Annotated in this window: 19 protein-coding genes and 1 tRNA gene; all 20 read left to right on the forward strand. The window is 63.4% G+C overall.

All coding sequences use genetic code 11. The features are described from left to right. The first annotated feature begins 3 nt into the window (after positions 1-3). Positions 4-621: a lipoprotein insertase outer membrane protein LolB gene (gene lolB, locus AC07VU_RS17400; RefSeq protein WP_007928346.1), complete on the forward strand. Its 618-nt coding sequence runs from the start codon at positions 4-6 to the stop codon at positions 619-621. Positions 622-623: 2 nt separating this feature from the next. After that, positions 624-1,475: a 4-(cytidine 5'-diphospho)-2-C-methyl-D-erythritol kinase gene (gene ispE / locus AC07VU_RS17405; RefSeq protein WP_053262602.1), complete on the forward strand. Its 852-nt coding sequence runs from the start codon at positions 624-626 to the stop codon at positions 1,473-1,475. Between the two features lie 37 nt (positions 1,476-1,512). After that, a tRNA-Gln gene (locus tag AC07VU_RS17410) sits at positions 1,513-1,587 on the forward strand. Between the two features lie 48 nt (positions 1,588-1,635). Then, complete coding sequence (locus tag AC07VU_RS17415; RefSeq protein ID WP_003171603.1) at positions 1,636-2,577, forward strand: ribose-phosphate pyrophosphokinase; 942 nt, start codon at positions 1,636-1,638, stop codon at positions 2,575-2,577. A 140-nt stretch (positions 2,578-2,717) separates the two neighbouring features. Continuing rightward, positions 2,718-3,317, forward strand: coding sequence for a 50S ribosomal protein L25/general stress protein Ctc (locus AC07VU_RS17420; protein ID WP_007928342.1), 600 nt, complete (start codon positions 2,718-2,720; stop codon positions 3,315-3,317). A gap of 168 nt (positions 3,318-3,485) precedes the next feature. Continuing rightward, complete coding sequence (gene pth, locus AC07VU_RS17425) at positions 3,486-4,070, forward strand: aminoacyl-tRNA hydrolase (protein ID WP_007928340.1); 585 nt, start codon at positions 3,486-3,488, stop codon at positions 4,068-4,070. A 22-nt stretch (positions 4,071-4,092) separates the two neighbouring features. Further along, complete coding sequence (gene ychF / locus AC07VU_RS17430) at positions 4,093-5,193, forward strand: redox-regulated ATPase YchF (protein ID WP_007928338.1); 1,101 nt, start codon at positions 4,093-4,095, stop codon at positions 5,191-5,193. Positions 5,194-5,488: 295 nt separating this feature from the next. After that, positions 5,489-6,115 (forward strand): response regulator, encoded by a 627-nt coding sequence (locus AC07VU_RS17435; protein ID WP_150052841.1) that lies wholly within the window; start codon positions 5,489-5,491, stop codon positions 6,113-6,115. 4 nt (positions 6,116-6,119) lie between these two features. Next, a complete protein-coding gene (locus AC07VU_RS17440) occupies positions 6,120-9,713 on the forward strand; it encodes an ATP-binding protein (protein WP_495030183.1) in 3,594 nt (1,197 codons plus the stop codon). 252 nt (positions 9,714-9,965) lie between these two features. After that, positions 9,966-11,459 carry an N-acetylglucosamine-binding protein GbpA gene (gene gbpA / locus AC07VU_RS17445; RefSeq protein ID WP_007928332.1) on the forward strand — a complete coding sequence of 498 codons (1,494 nt, stop codon included), beginning with the start codon at positions 9,966-9,968 and terminating at the stop codon, positions 11,457-11,459. 63 nt (positions 11,460-11,522) lie between these two features. Then, complete coding sequence (locus AC07VU_RS17450; RefSeq protein ID WP_495030184.1) at positions 11,523-12,044, forward strand: cytochrome b; 522 nt, start codon at positions 11,523-11,525, stop codon at positions 12,042-12,044. Further along, the gene (locus AC07VU_RS17455; RefSeq protein WP_009045571.1) at positions 12,041-12,592 is read left to right on the forward strand and encodes a type II secretion system protein N; all 552 of its coding nucleotides are present in this window, start codon (positions 12,041-12,043) and stop codon (positions 12,590-12,592) included. The genes AC07VU_RS17450 and AC07VU_RS17455 overlap by 4 nt, the downstream gene beginning before the upstream one ends. Beyond that, positions 12,589-14,490 carry a type II secretion system secretin GspD gene (gene gspD, locus AC07VU_RS17460; RefSeq protein WP_495030185.1) on the forward strand — a complete coding sequence of 634 codons (1,902 nt, stop codon included), beginning with the start codon at positions 12,589-12,591 and terminating at the stop codon, positions 14,488-14,490. Before AC07VU_RS17455 ends, gspD begins: the two co-directional genes overlap by 4 nt. Then, a complete protein-coding gene (gene gspE, locus AC07VU_RS17465; RefSeq protein WP_495030186.1) occupies positions 14,487-15,971 on the forward strand; it encodes a type II secretion system ATPase GspE in 1,485 nt (494 codons plus the stop codon). The genes gspD and gspE overlap by 4 nt, the downstream gene beginning before the upstream one ends. Positions 15,972-15,973: 2 nt before the next feature. Beyond that, positions 15,974-17,188 (forward strand): type II secretion system inner membrane protein GspF, encoded by a 1,215-nt coding sequence (gene gspF / locus AC07VU_RS17470; RefSeq protein WP_007923626.1) that lies wholly within the window; start codon positions 15,974-15,976, stop codon positions 17,186-17,188. A 12-nt stretch (positions 17,189-17,200) separates the two neighbouring features. Continuing rightward, a complete protein-coding gene (gene gspG / locus AC07VU_RS17475; RefSeq protein ID WP_009050803.1) occupies positions 17,201-17,635 on the forward strand; it encodes a type II secretion system major pseudopilin GspG in 435 nt (144 codons plus the stop codon). A 1-nt stretch (position 17,636) separates the two neighbouring features. Continuing rightward, the gene (gene gspH / locus AC07VU_RS17480) at positions 17,637-18,119 is read left to right on the forward strand and encodes a type II secretion system minor pseudopilin GspH (protein WP_495030187.1); all 483 of its coding nucleotides are present in this window, start codon (positions 17,637-17,639) and stop codon (positions 18,117-18,119) included. After that, a complete protein-coding gene (gene gspI / locus AC07VU_RS17485) occupies positions 18,103-18,477 on the forward strand; it encodes a type II secretion system minor pseudopilin GspI (protein WP_457274901.1) in 375 nt (124 codons plus the stop codon). Before gspH ends, gspI begins: the two co-directional genes overlap by 17 nt. Next, positions 18,474-19,076, forward strand: coding sequence for a type II secretion system minor pseudopilin GspJ (gene gspJ / locus AC07VU_RS17490; protein ID WP_495030188.1), 603 nt, complete (start codon positions 18,474-18,476; stop codon positions 19,074-19,076). The genes gspI and gspJ overlap by 4 nt, the downstream gene beginning before the upstream one ends. After that, a complete protein-coding gene (gspK, locus tag AC07VU_RS17495; RefSeq protein WP_457274903.1) occupies positions 19,069-19,941 on the forward strand; it encodes a type II secretion system minor pseudopilin GspK in 873 nt (290 codons plus the stop codon). The genes gspJ and gspK overlap by 8 nt, the downstream gene beginning before the upstream one ends.

Here is a 19,941-nt window from a genome sequence, read left to right on the forward strand (position 1 = left end):
ACTATGTTTTTGCGCCACCTTATCGTTTTCAGCTTTATCGCTCTGCTCGCCGGTTGCTCGGGTTTCGGCACCCGCGAATCCGTCGAGGGTCACGGCAGCCCCGCGCTATGGCGCGAGCACAAACAACAACTGAGCGGCCTCGACGGCTGGCAGATCAACGGCAAGATCGGCATTCGCGCCCCCAAGGACTCAGGCAGCGGCACGCTGTTCTGGCTGCAGCGCCAGGATTACTACGATATCCGCCTGTCCGGCCCGCTGGGGCGCGGCGCCGCCCGCCTGACCGGACGTCCCGGCAAGGTCGCGCTGGAAGTCGCCAACCAGGGACGTTACGAAGCCCCGACCCCGGAAGCCCTGCTCGAAGAACAGTTGGGCTGGAACCTGCCGGTCTCGCATCTGGCCTGGTGGGTTCGCGGGCTGCCCGCCCCCGACAGCAAGAGCCGCCTGACCCTGGATGGCGACAGCCGACTGTCCAATCTCGAACAGGACAACTGGCAGGTCGAATACCTGAGTTATGCACAACAGAGCGGTTACTGGCTGCCCGAGCGGATCAAGCTGCATGGCCGCGACCTTGACGTCACGCTGGTGATCAAGGAATGGCAACCACGCAAGCTGGGGCAGTAAGCATGAGCGCGCCACGACTGACCCTGCCCTCCCCGGCAAAACTCAATCTGATGCTGCATATCCTCGGTCGCCGTGAAGACGGCTATCACGAACTGCAGACGATTTTTCAGTTTCTCGATTACGGCGATGAAATCACCTTTGCCGTGCGCGATGACGGCGTCATTCGCCTGCATACGGAGTTCGCCGGTGTCCCCCACGACAGCAACCTGATCGTGCGCGCGGCCAAACAGCTTCAGGAACAGTCCGCATGCCCGTTGGGCATCGATATCTGGATCGAGAAAGTCCTGCCCATGGGCGGCGGCATCGGTGGCGGCAGTTCCAATGCAGCAACCACTTTGCTGGGCCTGAATCACCTCTGGCAACTGGGCTGGAACGAAGATCGCCTGGCCGCGCTGGGCCTTTCCCTGGGCGCCGACGTGCCGGTTTTCGTGCGGGGGCATGCGGCTTTCGCCGAGGGCGTGGGAGAAAAACTCACCCCGGTAGACCCCGAGGAACCTTGGTATCTCGTGCTGGTGCCGCAAGTCTCTGTAAGTACAGCAGAAATTTTTTCAGATCCGCTGTTGACACGTGACACTCCGCCCATTAAAGTGCGCCCCGTTCCCAAGGGAAACGGCAGAAATGACTGTTTACCGGTGGTTGCAAGGCGTTATCCAGATGTACGTAACGCATTGAATTTGCTAGGTAAATTTACTGAGGCAAAACTGACCGGAACTGGAAGTTGTGTGTTTGGGGGCTTCCCAAGCAAAGCTGAAGCTGATAAAGTCTCGGCCCTTCTTACAGAGACCCTTACAGGGTTTGTAGCAAAAGGAAGCAACGTTTCGATGTTGCATCGCAAGCTGCAAAGTCTGCTCTAAAAGGAACCAAGTGCCAGGCACTTGATGCAACAGATACAGGGGCGTCGCCAAGCGGTAAGGCAGCAGGTTTTGATCCTGCCATGCGTTGGTTCGAATCCAGCCGCCCCTGCCATTTTCCTTATACTCATCCAGGTATACCCTCAGCCTTCAGGTACTGCGCGTGTCCAAGATGATGGTCTTTACGGGGAACGCTAACCCCGATCTGGCTCGGCGTGTTGTACGTCAGCTGCATATCCCTCTCGGTGACATCTCTGTCGGTAAATTTTCCGACGGCGAAATTACCGCTGAGATCAATGAAAATGTCCGCGGTAAAGACGTCTTCATTATTCAGCCGACTTGCGCTCCGACCAACGATAACCTGATGGAACTCGTCGTGATGGCTGATGCCTTCCGCCGCTCCTCAGCGACTCGAATCACTGCTGTAATTCCTTACTTTGGTTATGCCCGTCAGGATCGCCGTCCGCGTTCCGCACGTGTGGCTATCAGCGCGAAAGTCGTGGCTGACATGCTTACCGTAGTCGGCATCGACCGTGTTCTCACGGTTGATCTGCATGCTGACCAGATTCAGGGCTTCTTCGATATTCCGGTAGATAACATCTACGGCTCCCCGGTTCTGGTGGATGACATCGAAGACCAACGTTTCGAAAACCTGATGATCGTCTCCCCGGACATTGGCGGCGTCGTGCGTGCACGTGCCGTGGCCAAATCCCTGGGCGTGGATCTCGGGATCATCGACAAGCGCCGCGAGAAAGCCAATCACTCTGAAGTGATGCATATCATCGGTGACGTTGAAGGCCGTACCTGCATCCTGGTTGACGACATGGTCGATACCGCCGGCACCCTGTGCCACGCGGCCAAGGCCCTGAAAGAGCATGGCGCTGCCAAGGTCTTTGCCTACTGCACACACCCTGTGCTGTCGGGTCGAGCAATCGAAAACATTGAAAATTCCGTGCTGGACGAGCTGGTGGTGACCAACACCATCCCGCTGTCCGCTGCAGCACAAGCCTGTGCGCGTATCCGTCAACTGGATATCGCACCGGTTGTTGCCGAAGCGGTTCGCCGTATCAGCAACGAAGAATCGATCAGCGCGATGTTCCGCTAGGGCCCTGCCCTAGCCTTACATCTCGATGACGAAAAGCGCCCCGCCCCAGCATTCCTGTTGGGGCGGGGCTTTTTTGCCCATATCGCCTTTAGCGCTGGTCGCAAACGCTGGGGCGAGTGTGGTTATTTTGGAGATACAACATGAACGATTTTACTCTGAATGCTGAACTGCGTTCCGACCTGGGGAAAGGTGCGAGCCGCCGCCTGCGTCGTCTCGCAAGCCTGGTTCCAGCTGTAGTTTACGGTGGCGACAAAGCCCCTGAATCCATCAGCATGCTGGCCAAAGAAGTTGCCAAACTGCTCGAAAACGAAGCGGCTTTCAGCCACGTTATCGAACTGAACGTTGGCGGCACCAAGCAAAACGTCGTGATCAAGGCGCTGCAACGTCACCCGGCCAAAGGCCACGTGATGCACGCTGACTTCGTACGCGTTGTTGCTGGTCAGAAACTGACCGCTATCGTTCCAGTGCACTTCATCAACGAAGCTGCTCCGGTCAAGAAAGGCGGCGAGATTTCGCACGTTATCGCTGAAATCGAAGTGTCCTGCCTGCCGAAAGACCTGCCTGAGTTCATCGAAGTCGACCTGGGCGACGCTGAAATCGGCACCATCGTTCACCTGTCGAACATCAAGGCCCCTAAAGGCGTTGAGTTCGTTGCTCTGGCTCACGGTAACGACCTGGCTGTTGCCAACGTTCACGCTCCACGTGTTGCTCCAGAAGCTGCAGAAGGCGCTGCAGAGTAATTCACTCTGCTTGCCGGAGTTACCGGAAACATCGCGGACTGGAACGTAGCGAGAAAGCGGGCGGGAACGCGGAGTTTACATAATGGTAAATGAGCACTTGTCGTCCACTTTCGCCGCACACTCCAGTCGCGGCGATGTTATCCACAACTCCAAGGAAGGGCCCCTATCGTGACTGCCATCAAACTGATCGTTGGCCTGGGTAATCCAGGCGCCGAATACGAACAGACCCGGCATAACGCAGGGGCCCTTTTTGTTGAGCGCATCGCCGAGAAACAAGGCGTCAGCCTTGTGGCCGATCGCAAATATTTCGGCCTGACCGGGCGCTTTTCGCACCAGGGTCAGGACATTCGCCTGCTGATACCCACCACCTACATGAACCGCAGCGGCCAGGCCGTGGCGGCATTGGCCGGTTTCTTCCGTATCAAACCCGAAGAAATCCTGGTGGCGCATGACGAACTCGACCTGCCACCCGGCGTCGCCAAGCTCAAACAGGGCGGCGGGCATGGCGGGCACAACGGGTTGCGCGACATCATCGCGCAACTGGGCAACCAGAATACCTTTCACCGCTTGCGGCTTGGCATCGGCCACCCAGGCGTCGCCAGCATGGTCTCGAACTTTGTCCTGGGTCGCGCGCCGCGCGCCGAACAAGAAAAGCTCGATGCCAGCATCGATTTTGCCCTCGGCGTGCTGCCGGATATCTTCGCCGGTGAATGGAACCGTGCGATGAAAAACCTGCACAGCCAGAAGGCCTGACTCTTATCCGAGGGGAAACACCATGGGATTCAACTGCGGCATCGTCGGCCTGCCTAACGTCGGCAAGTCCACCCTGTTCAACGCCCTGACCAAATCCGGTATCGCGGCCGAGAACTTCCCCTTCTGCACCATCGAGCCGAACAGCGGCATCGTGCCGATGCCGGATCCGCGTCTGGACGCCCTGGCCGCCATCGTGGTGCCCGAGCGCGTGCTGCCGACCACCATGGAGTTCGTCGACATCGCCGGCCTGGTGGCGGGCGCCTCGAAAGGTGAAGGCCTGGGTAACAAGTTCCTGGCCAACATCCGCGAAACCGATGCCATCGCCCACGTGGTCCGCTGCTTCGAAGACGACAACGTGATCCACGTGTCCAACAGCGTCGACCCGAAACGCGACATCGAGATCATCGACCTGGAACTGATCTTCGCCGACCTCGACAGCTGCGAAAAGCAACTGCAGAAAGTCGCGCGCAACGCCAAGGGCGGTGACAAGGACGCCGTGGCGCAGAAAGCCCTGCTCGAGCAACTGATCGCGCACTTCACCGAAGGCAAGCCAGCGCGCAGCCTGATGAAGAACATGAGCGCCGACGAAAAAGCAGTGATCAAAGGCTTCCACCTGCTGACCACCAAGCCGGTCATGTACATCGCCAACGTTGCTGAAGACGGTTTCGAAAACAACCCGCACCTTGACGTGGTCAAGGCCATCGCCGAAGAAGAAGGCGCCGTGGTGGTGCCGGTCTGCAACAAGATCGAAGCGGAAATCGCCGAACTTGAAGACGGCGAAGAGAAAGACATGTTCCTCGAAGCCCTGGGCCTCGAAGAACCTGGCCTGAACCGCGTGATCCGCGCCGGCTACGAAATGCTGCACCTGCAGACCTATTTCACCGCGGGTGTAAAGGAAGTGCGCGCCTGGACCGTCCGCGTCGGCGCTACCGCTCCGCAGGCCGCCGCGGTGATCCACACCGACTTCGAGAAAGGCTTCATCCGCGCCGAAGTGATCGCCTACAACGACTTCATCCAGTTCAAGGGTGAAGCCGGTGCCAAGGAAGCCGGCAAATGGCGCCTGGAAGGCAAGGACTACATCGTCAAGGACGGCGACGTGATGCACTTCCGCTTCAACGTCTGATCTGACCTCTGCGAAATGCCCCGTGGCTTGAAACCCAAGCCACGGGCTCGCCGATGGGACTCCTGGCCCTGCTGGCTGTTACGCCCCCCCTTACTCCCTCCTATTTGCCAATGCTTTACGGACATCCCCTGCCCCATGCCCGCTGTCAGGCCAACGCCTGTTTTGCCTGAAGCGGTGGACACTTCATCGCGCCACGCGACAGGAGTACCCTGCGCACCGCTGACACTGTCAGATACTTGCATGCGTTCTGCTTAACTCTATGCTCTCGCTACGCACGGACAGGAACCCGCCACAGATGCAAAGGAAAGTAATACTCGTCGACGATCATCTGCTGACACTGATCGGCATCCGCGCCTCGCTCAGCGGCGACAGCACGTTGCAGATCGTCGGCGAGGCCCAGAATGTCGAAGGGCTGTTCCAGCTGTTGGCCGAACAACCCTGCGATCTGGTCGTCACCGATCTGATGATGCCCCACAGCGAACAGGCCGACGGCATCCGCCTGATCGAACAGTTGCGCCGCCGTTACCCCGAGATCGCAGTCATCGTGGTGACCATGCTCAACAACCCGGCGCTGCTGGCCTCGATCCTCAAGCTGGGGGTCCAGGGGTTGATCAGCAAGCGCGGGGTACAAGGCGACCTGCAAAAGGCCATTCGCGCCAGCCAGGCCAAACCCTTCGTCTCCCCGTCCATCCGGCATCTGTTCGACCCCGTGGAGCCTATGGCCGAGGTCGAACAACTGTCCCCTCGCGAAGTCGAGGTGCTACGCCTCTACGGCGCCGGGCTGTCGGTCAATGAAATAGCCACGCACCTTAATCGTTCCAAGCAGACCATCAGCAGCCAGAAGAGCAGCGCCATGCGCAAGCTGGGCCTGGACAGCAACGCCAGCCTCTACCTGTACATCCAGGAAGTCGGGCTGGCCTGAGACTATGCCGAACCCTCCAGCCGGCCTGCCGCGCCTGATCCTCTGGATCACGCTCTTGCTGACCAGTGTCGCGTCCCTGGGCGCCGCCGAGCCTGAGCCTGCGCCGCTGTCCCTGGCCACGCTGATGGCCATGCGTCAGACGTTGCCCCCTCGCCCGCTACGGGTCGCCGAAGTGAGCGCCTCCAACGAGCAACCCGAACCTCGTGGCAACGATGTGCTCAACCAGATCACCAACGACTACCTGGAACACATCAGCCAGTTTCTCGAACTGCCGATTCAACGGGTGCCCTACCCTTCGGTGGACAGTGCCATCGCCGCCCTGATCGCTGGGGACATCGATCTGATGCCCCGCGCCACCGAGTACGAAAGAAAACAATCTGGGTTCGTCTACAGCAAGCCCTACCTGGACAACGAGCCGATCATCGTCGGGCGCATCGCCGACAAGGACCTGTCCCCTGACCTGGCGGGCAAACGCGTGCTGGTTCCGGCCTACTATGTGCAGGCTGAAACAGTCGGCAAGGCCTATCCCAAGGCTGAACTGATCGTGATCAACAGCATTGTCGAAGGCCTGCAACGCCTGTCCGACGGCGGAGCCGACGCACTGATCGGCGATCAGCTGCGCACCAATTTCTATATGCGCAGCCTGGCCAACCTCAAGTTGCAGAACAAGTACGTCGCCAACCTGCCGGCCATGGGTTTCAGCTTCGCCGCCCGCGGGCATGAGGATAATCTGGTGCCCCTGATCAACGCCGCGCTGAAGACGGTTTCCCGGGAGCGCAAGCAAGAGATACTGCAGCACTGGGAACGCTCGCCCTGGCTGTTCGCGCCGACCGACTCCTTCGCCCTCAACAGCGCGGAAGACAGCTGGCTCAAGCGTCTTCCTTCGCTGAACCTGATCGCCCACGAAATCCCCAATTACCTGTATCGCAAGGACGACGGCCAATGGGCCGGACTGGCGTTCAATGTGCTGCGCAGCCTGGCCGACGACTACCAACTGCAACTGAACATCATCGACAGCCAGTCCCCGGATATTGACCGCCAGCGCCTGGAACGGGATGAGGCGCAAATCGCCCTGTCGCTGGCACCGACTCCGGTCCGACAAAAGAGCCTGTTGTTCAGCGATGGCTTCGGCACCGAGTACTGGGCCTTCATTACCCGCGAGGGCGCCAGTTCCCCCAGCTCGCTAGCGGCCCTGGAGGGCAGGCGCCTGGCGATCGCCGCCGGACATCCCCTGCAGCCTCTGCTCCAGAGCCGCTACCCGAGCATCGAACTGGTACTCACCGACCACTATTCCCAGGCCGTGCATCTGGTCGAACAGGGCATGGTCGACGCCACGCTGAACAGCGCCGCCGATGCCCAACTGCTGGACAATCCCCGGCTCCGGGCCGGCAAGCAGTTCCAGGCCCAGGCCGAGCCCCTGGTGTTCGCCGTATCGGCCAAGCACCCGGAACTCCTGAGCATTCTCAACAAGCTCCTGTATTCGTTGAAAACTTCGGACGGCAACCAGGACCGCATCAGCATCCTGGCGTGGCCCGCCACCAAGGGTTCGCTCTGGGCCTACCTGCCGAGCTGGGTCTGGCAAAGCGCCGCGCTGGTCCTGGTGCTGGTGCTGCTGTCGTTTTACTGGAACTGGCGCCTGCGGATTCAGATCCGCCAGCGGCGCGTCGCGCAGAATCAGCTCAAGGACCAACTGGCCTTCCAGTTCGCCTTGCTCAACGGCTTGCCCATCCCGCTTTACGTGCGTGACTTGCAAGGGCGCCTGAGCACCTGCAACCACGCTTATGAGCAGTTCTTCGGCCGGTCCCTGGACGAGATGCGCGGCACCACGCCGCAAGAGCAAGGCATCGCCCCACGCGCCCTGGCCCTGGATCTGGAGGAGCAGCACCAACGACTGCTGGATAACCGCCAGTCGCAATTCCTCGACAGCGTGATCGAGGTCGATGGCCAGGCCCATCATATCTACCAATGGCTGGTGCCCTTCTACACCGCACTCGGCAAGCAGCAGGGCCTGCTGGGCGGCTGGATCGACATCAGCGTGCGCAAGCACCTGGAACACAAGCTGCTCGAAGCCCAGCAGCAGGCAGTCGACGCCAGCGCGGCGAAAAGCCAGTTCCTCGCGACCATGAGCCATGAGCTGCGCACCCCGCTGAACGCCATGGTCGGCCTGCTGGAGCTGGAAACCAGCGGCGCGTCCACCCCTTCGCAAAACCTCAGCATCGCCCAGCAGTCGGCGCAATCGATGATCGATCTGATCGGCAACATTCTCGATCTGGACAAGGTCGAGACCGGCCAGATGGAGCTGGTGCCCGGCCCCACCGCCCTCGATCAACTATTGGCCAACTGCCTTGAGCTGTTCGCCGCGCAGGCCCGGGAAAAACACCTGGAGCTGAAGCTGCAACACCGCCTGCCCCCCGAGCGGCGCTACCAGGTGGACGCCCTGCGCCTGACGCAGATCCTTCACAACCTGTTGTCCAACGCCTTGAAGTTCACGAACCAGGGCTGGGTCGAGCTGTCGGTCCAGGAGCTGGACTCGGGGCCTCGGCAAAGCCGCCTGATGTTCCATGTCAGCGACACCGGCATCGGCATCGCCGAGGATCAGCAGCCGCAGATTTTCGCGCCTTACCAGCAAGCCCACGCCGAGATCGCCCACCTGCACGGCGGCTCCGGCCTGGGCCTGAGCATCTGCAAACAGCTGGTCGAACTCATGGGCGGCAACATCCGCCTCGCCAGTGCAGCGGGCCAGGGTTGCCGGGTCAGCTTCGAACTGACCCTGCCCTGGCAACCGGACGAGGACGAGCCGCAGCATGCCCTTCAAGGCGCTACGGCGGTGGCCGGGTTGAATGTACTGATCGTCGACGACGTTTCCACCAACGGCCTGGTGCTCGAACAGCAACTGCTCAGGCTCGGCCATCGCGGGACCTACGTCAGCAATGGCAAGGCGGCCTTGCAAGCCTGGGAACAGGGCCAGTTCGATGTGCTGGTCACCGATTGCAACATGCCGCACATGGACGGCTACGCCCTGGCCCGCAATGTCCGAGCCGCAGAACAGTCGCGCGGGCTACCCAGGATCCCGATCATCGGCTACACCGCCCGCGCCCTGGCAGACGAAAAGCAGCGTTGCCAGGCGGCCGGCATGGACGACCTGATGATCAAGCCCATCGTCCTCGAGCGCCTGCGGGAAATACTCGGCAAGCTGAAAGCGCCCGGGCTATCCAGTTCATCCCTCAACGCCCCCCTCACGCCACCCCTCGCCCCAGCGCCTGACGAGGAGGCTGCCGCAACGTTCGACCTGACCTACCTGGAGGGCTTCCAGAGCGATCCGCAGCTCAAGGAGCGCTTGCTCCAGGAGCTGCGCCGGAACCTGGAGCAGGAGCGCGAGCTGCTGAGCGCCCCGCTGCCCGACACGCCGGAGTTCCTCGAACAGTGGGTCCACCGGGTCAGCGGCCTGGCCTGCACAGTCGATTCGCCGGCGTTGATGCGGGCCTGCCTCGACCTGCAACGTGCGGCTCGTGAAAGCGAGCAGGACCTGGAGGCGCAACGCCACGCGGTGCTGTCGGTCATCGAATGCATGCTGCGCGATATCGAACGCCACGGCTGACCCGTCCCGGGCAGCCCTGAGCAACAATCCGGCCCTGGGCAACCCCAGGCCGCCCTCCTGAAACATTTTGTTCCATTCCCTGGCTCGCCGTTTCGTACTCGTCTCATACAAGGCAAAAGCCCCGCTCGGCATCCTAGGCCCCCTTCGAAACCGGGCGCCGCGGACCAGAAACATTCCAGGTCGACTCATTGGGCGGCCGGCATCGAAGAACTCAAAAAAGACTCTTTCACATCCCTAATTCAAGGTGATTCGATGCTTCATAACACCCGCGCCAGCGCCATGCGCAAGCTTCCGTTGGCCATCACCCTCGGCCTGGCTTCACTGGCCAGCCAGCAAGCCTTCGCCCACGGTTATGTCGAAAGTCCGAAGTCCCGTGCCTTCATGTGCTCCGCCACCGGCGGCAACCTCAACCGCGATTGCGGCCCCGTCACTTACGAACCGCAGAGTGTCGAGTACTCGCCATCGGTCCAGCATCACTACCCCAAGGATTACTGCTCGGGCGACTTCACCCAATGCGGTCCGGCGAACGGCACCATCCCGGCGGGCGGCATCACCAGCTTCTCCCAGCTCAACGAGCAGACGGCGACCCGCTGGCAGAAAACCACGATCAAGCCGGGCATGAATGAATTCACCTGGCACTACTCCGCCGGTCACGCCAGCGCCTACTACCAGTTCTACATCACCAAGAAAGACTGGAACCCGAACCAGCCGCTGACCCGCGACTCCTTCGAGATGACCCCGCTGCTCAATGAAAACGCCGGTGGCGTGCGTCCGCCGGCCGGTGGCAAGACCCAGCACAAGGTCAACATTCCTGCTGACCGCAGCGGTTACCACGTGATCCTGGCGACCTGGAAAATCGCCGACACCGCCGCCACCTTCTACCAGGCCATCGACGTCAACATCGACAACGATGGCGCGCCGATTCCCGACTGGAAAATCCTCGGCGCGGTACAGCCTGAACAACTGCAGGTCGGCGACAAGGTCAGCACTCGCGTGTTCACCAATGCCGGCGAACAGCAGAACCGCCAGACCCGCCTGAACATCGAGACCGCCGAGCAGGCCAACGCCAACACCTGGCCGTTCCTGTTGGCGGAAAAGGTCAACAAGGCCAATGCCGGTTATGTGATGGGCGAGCTCAACGCCAACAACGAAGTCGTGCCCAACTACGGCAAGAACACTATGTACGCCAAGAACAACAGCGACGTGGTGCGTGTGGAAATCCAGAAAGAGCAGCCGAGCATTCCTGGCGAGCTGAAACTTTCCGGCCTGCAGGCCGAGTACACCCTGAAGGACAACGCCACCGACCTGCACTTCAATGCCATTGCCCAGGGCGGCAAGTACACCATCAGCTCGACGGTCTTCAACGGCAAGAACGAAAGCATTGCTCACGTACAAGCCGAGCCTGGCAACAACACCCCGCACTTCTCCATCCCGCTGCGTAACGTCAGCGAAGGTGAGTACGACGTGGTAGTCGTGGCCAAGCCGGAGAAAGGCGAGCAGCTGCAACAAAGCCAGCGCATCACCCTCAAAGCCGAGGAAGTGGGCGGCGGCGGTGATTACGACTTCGTCTTCCCCAAAGGCCTGACCGGCTACAAGGCCGGCACCAAGGTCCTGGCCAAGGACGGCAACGTCTATGAGTGCAAGCCGTTCCCTTACAGCGGCTACTGCATCCAGTGGAACGCTGGCGCCACTCAGTTCGAGCCTGGCGTGGGCAGCAACTGGAAGGACGCCTGGATTCGCAAGTAATCCATAACCTGACCAACCGCAGCGTGGTGCCTCGGCACCGCGTTGCGGACCTTGGGAATCGACATGAATCACCCTCACTACTCAAGACCGCGCAGGCTGCTGCACTGGCTGTTCGCCGCCGTTGTGCTGTGGGCCACGATCAGCGGCTATGCCAGCGCCCTGTTGCAGCCTTCGCCCTCGGTCCAGCAGGCGATCGCCTTTATCAATGTCTCGCTGACCACCCTGCTGGTGCCGCTGTTCGTCCTGCGGCTGTTCTACCTCCTGCGCCATCCCGCTCCGGCGGCGCCTGTCCACCAGAGCGCGGGTGAACGCCGCCTGGTGCATGCCGGGCACGCAGCCCTGCTGGTCACCCTCGGTACCGTGCTGTTCAGCGGCGTGCTGATGATGTCGCGCCCGATCGACCTGTTCGGCCTGCGGCTCCCGCAACCCTTGCAGGACCCGGCGGCCATCACCTTTTTCGAAGAGCTTCACCATTACAGCTGCATGGCCCTGGCCCTGCTGGTGGCCGGCCATATCGCCGCGGTGATCCTCCACCAATGGCGCGGGCAGGGCGTGCTCAGACGCATGCTGCCCAAACGCCCATGAAAACGCTGCTCTCATGGCGCCCGCGCGGCTCCGGCCAACGCTACCTGCTGCCCGCCAGCCTGGTGGCCCTGGGTCTCTGGCTGAGCTGGCTCGGCCTCGACAGCTGGAGCTACCGGCAAGTCGTGGCGGGCCAGCCGGTGCCGAGCGCGGTACCGAGCGCCAGCGCCGAAAAGCTGCTGCCCGCGCCCCTGGACGATCGCAACATCGCCAGGGTGTTCGGCGCCGTGCCGGTCGAATTCGACAGCGCGCAGGCCAGCCTGCCGCTGGTCCTGCTCGCCAGCCTGCTGGGCAACCAGCCCGAACAGTCCAGGGCCCTGATCCAGTACGCCGACAGCCGGGCCTTCTACTCCCCGGGCGAACGCCTGCCCGACGGCACGCTGCTCAAGAGCGTCAGCGCCGATCAGGTGGTGGTGCTGCGCAACGGCCGTGAACAGAACCTGCTGCTACCCGGGCGCCAGCTGCGCCTGCTCAGCCCCCAGACAACCCCACCGGAGGTCGCCGACCGAAAAGCCACGGCCCTTCTGCGAGCGATAGAGAACACACCATGAAACTGTCCAAGATTGCAGGCGCCGTGCTCAGCCTCGGCCTTCTTTTGAGTGCCCTGCCCAGTACCGCGGCCCTCACCACCCAGCGCCTGTGGACGCTGAACATGAAGGACGCCGAACTGCGCGACCTGGTCAGCGAAGTCGGTGAAATCACCGGCAAGACCCTGGTGGTCGATGCCCGGCTGCAAGGCAAGGTCAGCGTGCAATCGTCCAATGCACTGGACAAGGACGGTATCTACTCGCTGTTCCTCAGCGTGCTGCGCAGCCAGGGTTTCGTCGCCCTGGACCAGGGCGACCGGGTGCTGATCGTGCCGGCGATGGAAGCCAAGACCAAATCCAGCGAGCAGTCCGGCGATGAGTTCGTGACCCGGGTCCTGGACCTGCGCAACGCCAACGCCGCGGAAATCTCCGGGGTGGTCCGCCCGCTGGTGAGCGACGACGCCTATGTCGCGCCCTCGGCCAGCTCCAACGCGCTGGTGGTTTCCGACAGCGCCAGCAACGTCGAGCGCATCCGCCAGGTCGTCAGCGAACTGGACCAGGCCGGCAACCGCTCGTTCAGCACCGTGGCGCTCAAGCATGCCTGGGCCAGCGATGTGGCCCGGACCCTGAACGAAAGCATCAGCCAGACGGGCAACGGCCCCAGCGATGCCAAGGCCGTGGGCGACGCCCGCAGCAACCGGGTGATCCTCGCGGGCTCCGCCCAGGCCCGCCAGCGCATGGCCGATCTGGTCAAGGCCATCGACGTGCCGAGCAATGCCAATGACAGCGCGCGGGTGGTACGCCTGCACCACAGCGATGCGAAAAAACTCTCGAAGCTGCTCGACGGCATCGGCAAGCGCCTGGAAGACGGCAATCGCGGTGGCGGCGAAGGCAAGGGCAGCGGCAACTCGATACTGGTGAGCGCCGACGAAAGCCAGAACGCCCTGGTGCTGATGGCCGACCCGGCGCAACTGAGCATGCTCGACAAAGTCATCACCCAGCTGGACCAGCCACGGGCCCAGGTGCTGGTGGAAGCGGCCATCGTCGAAGTCAGCGGCGACATCAACGAAGCCCTCGGCGTGCAATGGGCCGCGCGCGCCGGCAACGTCGCCGGCGGCACCAATTTTAGCGGCACCGGCCTGTCGATCGGTACCCTGCTGGGTAACGGCAAGGACAAGAACATCACCCTGCCGGACGGCGCCATCATCGGCATCGGCACCAGCAATTTCGGCGCGCTGGTCACCGCCCTGTCCAGCGACTCGAAGAACAACCTGCTGTCCACCCCGAGCCTGCTGACCCTGGACAACGAAGCGGCGGAAATCCTCGTCGGCCAGAACGTGCCCTTCCAGACCGGCTCGTACACCACCGACACCGCCGGCGCCAGCAACCCCTTCACCACCGTGGAACGCCAGGACGTCGGCGTGACCCTCAAGGTGACGCCGCACATCAACGAGGGCAACACCCTGCGCCTGAAGGTCGAGCAGGAAAGCTCGGAACTGGCCAGCGCCCCGCCCGGCATCACCACCAGCGACGTGATCACCAACAAGCGCTCGGTGAAAAGCACCATCCTCGCCGACGACGGGCAGATCATCGTGCTTGGCGGCCTGATCAAGGACAACGTCAAGACCCAGGTCAGCAAGGTGCCGGTGCTGGGCAGCATTCCCCTGCTCGGCCGGCTGTTCACCAGCACCAAGGACGTCACCGAAAAGACCAACCTGATGGTCTTCCTGCGGCCGACCCTGGTGCGCGGCAGCGCCGATGCCGTCAACGTCAGCCAGCGCAAGTACGACGACCTGCGCAAGCTGCGCGCCAACGGCGACAGCCGCAGCGGCCTGGCCCTGCCCGCCGACTCGCGCCAGCTGTTCGATGCCGCCCCGCAGGATGGGACCCTCGACATTCGCGCCAGAGAGCCACGCCGATGAACCCGGTCGCGCGCCTGCCCTTTGGCTTCGCCAAGCGTCATGGGGTCCTGCTGGAATCCCTGGAAAACGGCCTGCGGCTTTATTGCCGGGCCGACACGCCGGTGGAAATCCTCGCCGAGGTCCGCCGTTGCCATGGCCCGTTGCGGGGCCAGCGGATACTCGACGCCGCGCAGTTCGCCGAGTTGCTGGCCGAGCACTATCGCGATGGCCGCGACGACGCCATGCAAATGGCCGAGGGCCTGGGCGACCAGATCGCCGGCCAGGACGACCTGGCCAGCCTGGCCGAGCAACTGCCGCAGATCACCGACCTGCTGGAGCAGGAAGACGACGCGCCGATCATTCGCCTGATCAACGCGATCCTCGGCGAGGCGGTGAAGGTCAAGGCTTCGGATATCCACCTGGAAACCTTCGAGCAGCACCTGTCCGTGCGCCTGCGGGTCGACGGCCTGCTGCGCGAAGTGCTGCGCCCGCGCCGGGAACTGGCGGGCCTGCTGGTGTCGCGGATCAAGGTCATGTCCAAGCTCGATATCGCCGAGAAACGCATCCCCCAGGACGGCCGCATCGCCCTGCGCATCGGCGGCCATGAAGTGGACGTGCGGGTCTCCACCCTGCCTTCGGCCTACGGCGAGCGGGTGGTCATGCGCCTGCTCGACAAACAGGCCGGGCGCCTGAACCTGGGGCGGCTGGGCATGGCCGAGGCGATCCGCGACAAGCTGGAAGACGCCCTGCGGCGCCCCCACGGCATCCTGCTGGTCACCGGCCCCACCGGTTCCGGCAAGACCACCACGCTGTATGCCGGGCTCAGCAGCCTGAACAACCAGACGCGCAACATCCTGACCATCGAAGACCCGGTGGAATACCACCTGGCCGGCATCGGCCAGACCCAGGTCAACACCAAGGTCGACATGACCTTCGCCCGTGGCCTGCGTGCCATCCTGCGCCAGGACCCGGATGTGGTGATGGTCGGTGAGATCCGTGACCGGGAAACCGCCGACATCGCCGTGCAGGCCTCCCTCACCGGCCACCTGGTGCTGTCCACCCTGCACACCAACAGCGCCATCGGCGCCGTCACCCGCCTGCTGGACATGGGCATCGAGCCCTTCCTGCTGTGTACCTCGCTGCTCGGCGTGGTCGCCCAGCGCCTGGTGCGGGTGCTCTGCGGCGATTGCAAAAGCGCCGCGCCCGCCGACGCCGCGGCCTGCCGCCAGTTGCACCTCGACCCGCAGCAGGCGCCGCTGCTCTACCACCCGGTCGGCTGCCCGGCCTGCCAGCACAGCGGCTATCGCGGTCGCCAGGGCATCTACGAACTGGTGCTGTTCGACGAACCGCTGCGCCAGCTGATCCACGAAGGGGCTGGCGAAGCCGCCTTGACCCACTACGCGCGCCAGCATGCCCACAGCCTGTTCGCCGACGGCCGGGACAAGGTGCTGCAAGGCGTCACCGGCGTCGAAGAACTGCTACGCGTAACCCGGGAGCACTGATCGTGGCCGCCTACGAATACCTCGCCATGTGCAACGCCGGGCGCAAGACCCGCGGCGTGCAGGAAGCCGACAGCGCGCGGCAGGTCCGCCAGCTGCTGCGCGAACGCAACCTGATCGCCCTGCAGGTCAAGCCGGCCCGCGGGCAACAGGACCGCTCCGGCGCCACGCTGACCAGCAGCCAACGCCTCAGCCCGGCGCAACTGGCCTTGCTCACCCGCCAGCTGGCGACCCTGGTCCAGGCCGCTCTGCCCCTGGAAGAAGTACTGGCCGCGGTCGCCGCGCAATGCAGCAAACGCGCGCAGCAAAGCATGATGCTGGCGATCCGCGCACGGGTGCTGGAAGGCCATGACCTGGCCCGAGCCATGGGCGAATACCCGCGCGCCTTCACCTCGATGTACCGGGCCACGGTGGCCGCCGGCGAACGCGCCGGCCACCTGGCCCAGGTACTGATGCAACTGGCCGACTACACCGAGGCCCGGCATGCCGCCCGCCAGCAGCTGCAGCTGGCCATGCTGTACCCGAGCATCCTGCTGCTGGCGGCCTTCGGCATCGTCGGCTTCCTGCTCAGTTTCGTGGTGCCGGATGTGGTCAAGGTGTTCATCGACAGCGGCCAGCAACTGCCGGTGCTGACCCGCGGCCTGATCGCCACCAGCGACTTCGCCCGGGACTACGGCCTGCTCCTGCTGCTGATGCTCGGCAGCCTCGCCGCCGGCCTGCGCGTGGCCCTGCGCAAGCCCGCCCTGGCCATGCGCTGGCATCAGGCCCAGCTGCGCTTGCCGGTGATCGGACGGGTCATCCAGGCCAGCAACAGCACCCGTTTTGTCAGCACCCTGGCGATTCTCGGACGCAGTGGCGTACCACTTGTTGATGCTCTGGAGATTTCCGCCGAAGTGGTCGCCAACCAGCAGATTCGTACTCGTATGAAAGACGTGGCGCGTGCCGTGCGCGAAGGTAGCGGGCTGACCCGGGCCCTGGAACAGAGCGGCGATTTCCCGCCGATGATGCTGTACATGATCGCCAGCGGCGAACGCTCAGGGGAACTGGACAGCATGCTCGAACGCGCCGCCCACCAGCAGCAGACCCAGCTGTCCAACGGCATCGCCATGCTGGTCGGGCTGTTCGAGCCGGCGATGCTGGTGTTCATGGGCGCCAGCGTGCTGGTGATCGTCCTGGCGATCCTGATGCCCATTCTCAACCTCAACCAACTCATCACCTGAAGAGCACACAACATGCGCAACCCTTCCCGCCAACGCGGCTTTACCCTGATCGAGATCATGGTGGTCGTGGTGATTCTCGGTGTCCTGGCCGCCCTGGTGGTCCCGCAGATCATGAGCCGCCCGGACCAGGCCAAGGTCACTGCCGCCCGCAGCGACATCAAGGCCGTGGCCACCGCCCTGGAAATCTACAAGCTCGACAACCACCACTACCCCTCGACCCAGCAGGGCCTGGAAGCCCTGGTAAAAAAACCGGCTGGCCTGCCGGCGGCCCTCAACTGGAACCCCGACGGCTACCTCAAGCGCCTGCCCAAGGACCCCTGGGGCAACCCTTACCAGTTCCTCGCCCCAGGCCGCGAAGGCTCGGCCTACGACCTGTACTCCTTCGGTGCCGACGGCCGCAACGGCGGCGACGGGACCAATGCCGACATCGGCAACTGGGAGCCTTGAAGTGCGCAAGCCAATGGCGGGTTTCACCCTGCTGGAGCTGCTGGTGGTCATGCTGATCATCGGCTTGCTGGCCGGCATGGTCGGGCTGGTCCAGAGCGACTCGGGCGGGCAGAAGGCCCGGCGCGAGGCCGAGCGCCTGCAAAACCTCATTGGCTTGCTGCGCGAAGACGCGGTGTTGAACAACCTCAATCACGGCCTGCGCCTGGAGCCAGACCATTACACAGTGCTGAGCCTCGACCGCGGCGGCCAGTGGCAGGCCGACAAACGCTTCAAGGAACACCGGCTGCCCGGCGAGCTGCGCCTGAACCTGCAGGAGCCACCAGGCCAAAATAAAAACCTGGGCCAGGGCAAGGAGCCGCAACTCTGGGTGCTGGCCAACGACCAGATCTCGCCCTTCACCCTGCTGCTGGAATACCGCCAGCAACCGCTGCTGTCGCTGTCCAGCGACGGTGTCGAGGAGGTGCGTCTTGCCCCGGTGCAATGAACAGGCGGGCTTCACCCTGCTGGAAGTGATGGTCGCCCTGGCCATCTTCGCCGTGCTGTCGCTGTCGCTCTACAGCGCCACCGAACACCTGATCGGCAACAACGGCAGCCTCAGCGAGCGGACCCTGGCGCAATGGCTGGCGGACAACCGCCTGAACGAGCTGCGCGCCGGCATGCGCCAACCCCAGAGTCAGCGCCAGGAACCGGTCCGCTTCGCCGGGCGCGACTGGCTGCTGACCAGCGAAACCGCCGCGGCGCCCGACCCGCGCCTGCTGAAGATCGTGCTCGAAGTCTCCACCGACGCCCCCATGCCCCGGCAGCGCGCGCGCCTGGCAGGTTACCTGGAGGCCCGCCCATGAAACGCCGGCAACAGGGTTTCACCCTGCTCGAAGTGCTGATCGCCATGGCCCTGTTCAGCCTGCTCGGCCTGGCCTGCTATCAGTTGCTCGAACGCATGATGCACACCGACCAGCGGATTCATCAGCACGAACTGCAACTGCGGCGCCTGCAACGCGCCGTGGGCATCTTCGAACGCGACCTGACCCAGGCCATCGCCTACCCGGTCAACGGCAGTTCGGCGCGCCAGGCCCTGATCGGCGAACCCGGGCGCATCCAGCTGGTACGCGGCGGCTGGAGCAATCCCTTGCAACAGGCGCGCAACGACCTGCTGCTGGTCACCTATCGCTGGAGCGACAGCCAATGGCTGCGCGAGTACCGCAGCCCGGTGGACGGTCCCGACCTGTCCGGCACTGCCGCGCAACAACTGCTGCTCGATGACGTCCGCCTCGAACGCCTGCGCTACATCGACGACCAGGGTCAGGCCCATTCCAACTGGCCCGTCGGCCAGGCGCCATTGAGCCTGCCCCAGGCCATCGAGCTGGAACTCGACGCTCCGGGTTATCCCGGCCTGCGGCGGGTAATCCTGCTGCCGGGCTTCAAGGGGCTGGACCATGGTTAAGGCTTGTAGACAACGGGGCATCGCGCTGATCAGCGTGCTGTTGATCACCTCCCTGGCGACCCTGATCGTCAGTGACATGCTGGCCCGCCAGCGCCTGAGCCTGATCGGCAGTTCCAACCAGCTGTTGCAGCAACAACTGTGGCAACTGGCGCTCAGTGGCGAAGCCTGGGCCCGCGGCCAACTGCGCGATGACTGGCGCGACGAGCCGGAACCCAAGCGCGTACACCTGGGCCAACGCTGGGCCCAAAGCACGCCGACCTTCGACATCGACGGCGGGCGTATCCGCATCCAGCTGCAAGACCTCGGCGCGCGCTTCAACCTCGGCACCTTGCGCACGCCCAACGACCGCATCAGTCGCCTGCGTTATCAACGCCTGTTGCAGGTGCTCGGCCTGCCGCCCCACGACCCCAGGCGCCTGCCGCCGGTCCGTGGTTTCGACGGCAAGCCGCTGGCCTGGAACGACAGCAGCGAATTGATGCGCCTGGAAGGCGTCGACACAGCGGTCATGGAACGCCTGCGGCCCTGGGTCAGAACCACGCCGGGGGCGCTGAACCTCAACACCGCCCCGGCCGAACAGCTGGCCAGCCTGGGCCAGCTCGACCTGGCCCAGGCCACCGCCCTGGTGCAGGCGCGTCCCGCCGATGGCTACAAGACGGTGCAGGAGTTTCTCGACGCCCCCGTGCTGAAACAGCACGAGATCAACAGCCAGGGGCTCGATGTCAGCAGCCGCTATTTCCAGGCGCTGCTGGATGTCGAACTGGGCGACCGCCAATTGCGCCTGATCAGCCGCCTGCGCATCGAGCAGGACGGCCAGGTCAGCGTACTGCAGCGCACCCTCGCCGCCCCTTCCCGTTTTCCGGAGTAA

It is taken from the genome of Pseudomonas sp. GW821-FHT02B10 (genome assembly GCF_059421865.1).

Coding starts and splice junctions, on each gene's coding strand:
- gspD (WP_495030185.1), top strand. CDS start 12,589: ATGAAACTGTCCAAGATTGCAGGCGCCGTGCTCAGCCTCGGCCTTCTT.
- gspE (WP_495030186.1), top strand. CDS start 14,487: ATGAACCCGGTCGCGCGCCTGCCCTTTGGCTTCGCCAAGCGTCATGGG.
- ychF (WP_007928338.1), top strand. CDS start 4,093: ATGGGATTCAACTGCGGCATCGTCGGCCTGCCTAACGTCGGCAAGTCC.
- AC07VU_RS17455 (WP_009045571.1), top strand. CDS start 12,041: ATGAAAACGCTGCTCTCATGGCGCCCGCGCGGCTCCGGCCAACGCTAC.
- AC07VU_RS17420 (WP_007928342.1), top strand. CDS start 2,718: ATGAACGATTTTACTCTGAATGCTGAACTGCGTTCCGACCTGGGGAAA.
- ispE (WP_053262602.1), top strand. CDS start 624: ATGAGCGCGCCACGACTGACCCTGCCCTCCCCGGCAAAACTCAATCTG.
- AC07VU_RS17440 (WP_495030183.1), top strand. CDS start 6,120: ATGCCGAACCCTCCAGCCGGCCTGCCGCGCCTGATCCTCTGGATCACG.
- AC07VU_RS17435 (WP_150052841.1), top strand. CDS start 5,489: ATGCAAAGGAAAGTAATACTCGTCGACGATCATCTGCTGACACTGATC.
- gspG (WP_009050803.1), top strand. CDS start 17,201: ATGCGCAACCCTTCCCGCCAACGCGGCTTTACCCTGATCGAGATCATG.
- AC07VU_RS17450 (WP_495030184.1), top strand. CDS start 11,523: ATGAATCACCCTCACTACTCAAGACCGCGCAGGCTGCTGCACTGGCTG.
- gbpA (WP_007928332.1), top strand. CDS start 9,966: ATGCTTCATAACACCCGCGCCAGCGCCATGCGCAAGCTTCCGTTGGCC.
- gspJ (WP_495030188.1), top strand. CDS start 18,474: ATGAAACGCCGGCAACAGGGTTTCACCCTGCTCGAAGTGCTGATCGCC.
- gspK (WP_457274903.1), top strand. CDS start 19,069: ATGGTTAAGGCTTGTAGACAACGGGGCATCGCGCTGATCAGCGTGCTG.
- lolB (WP_007928346.1), top strand. CDS start 4: ATGTTTTTGCGCCACCTTATCGTTTTCAGCTTTATCGCTCTGCTCGCC.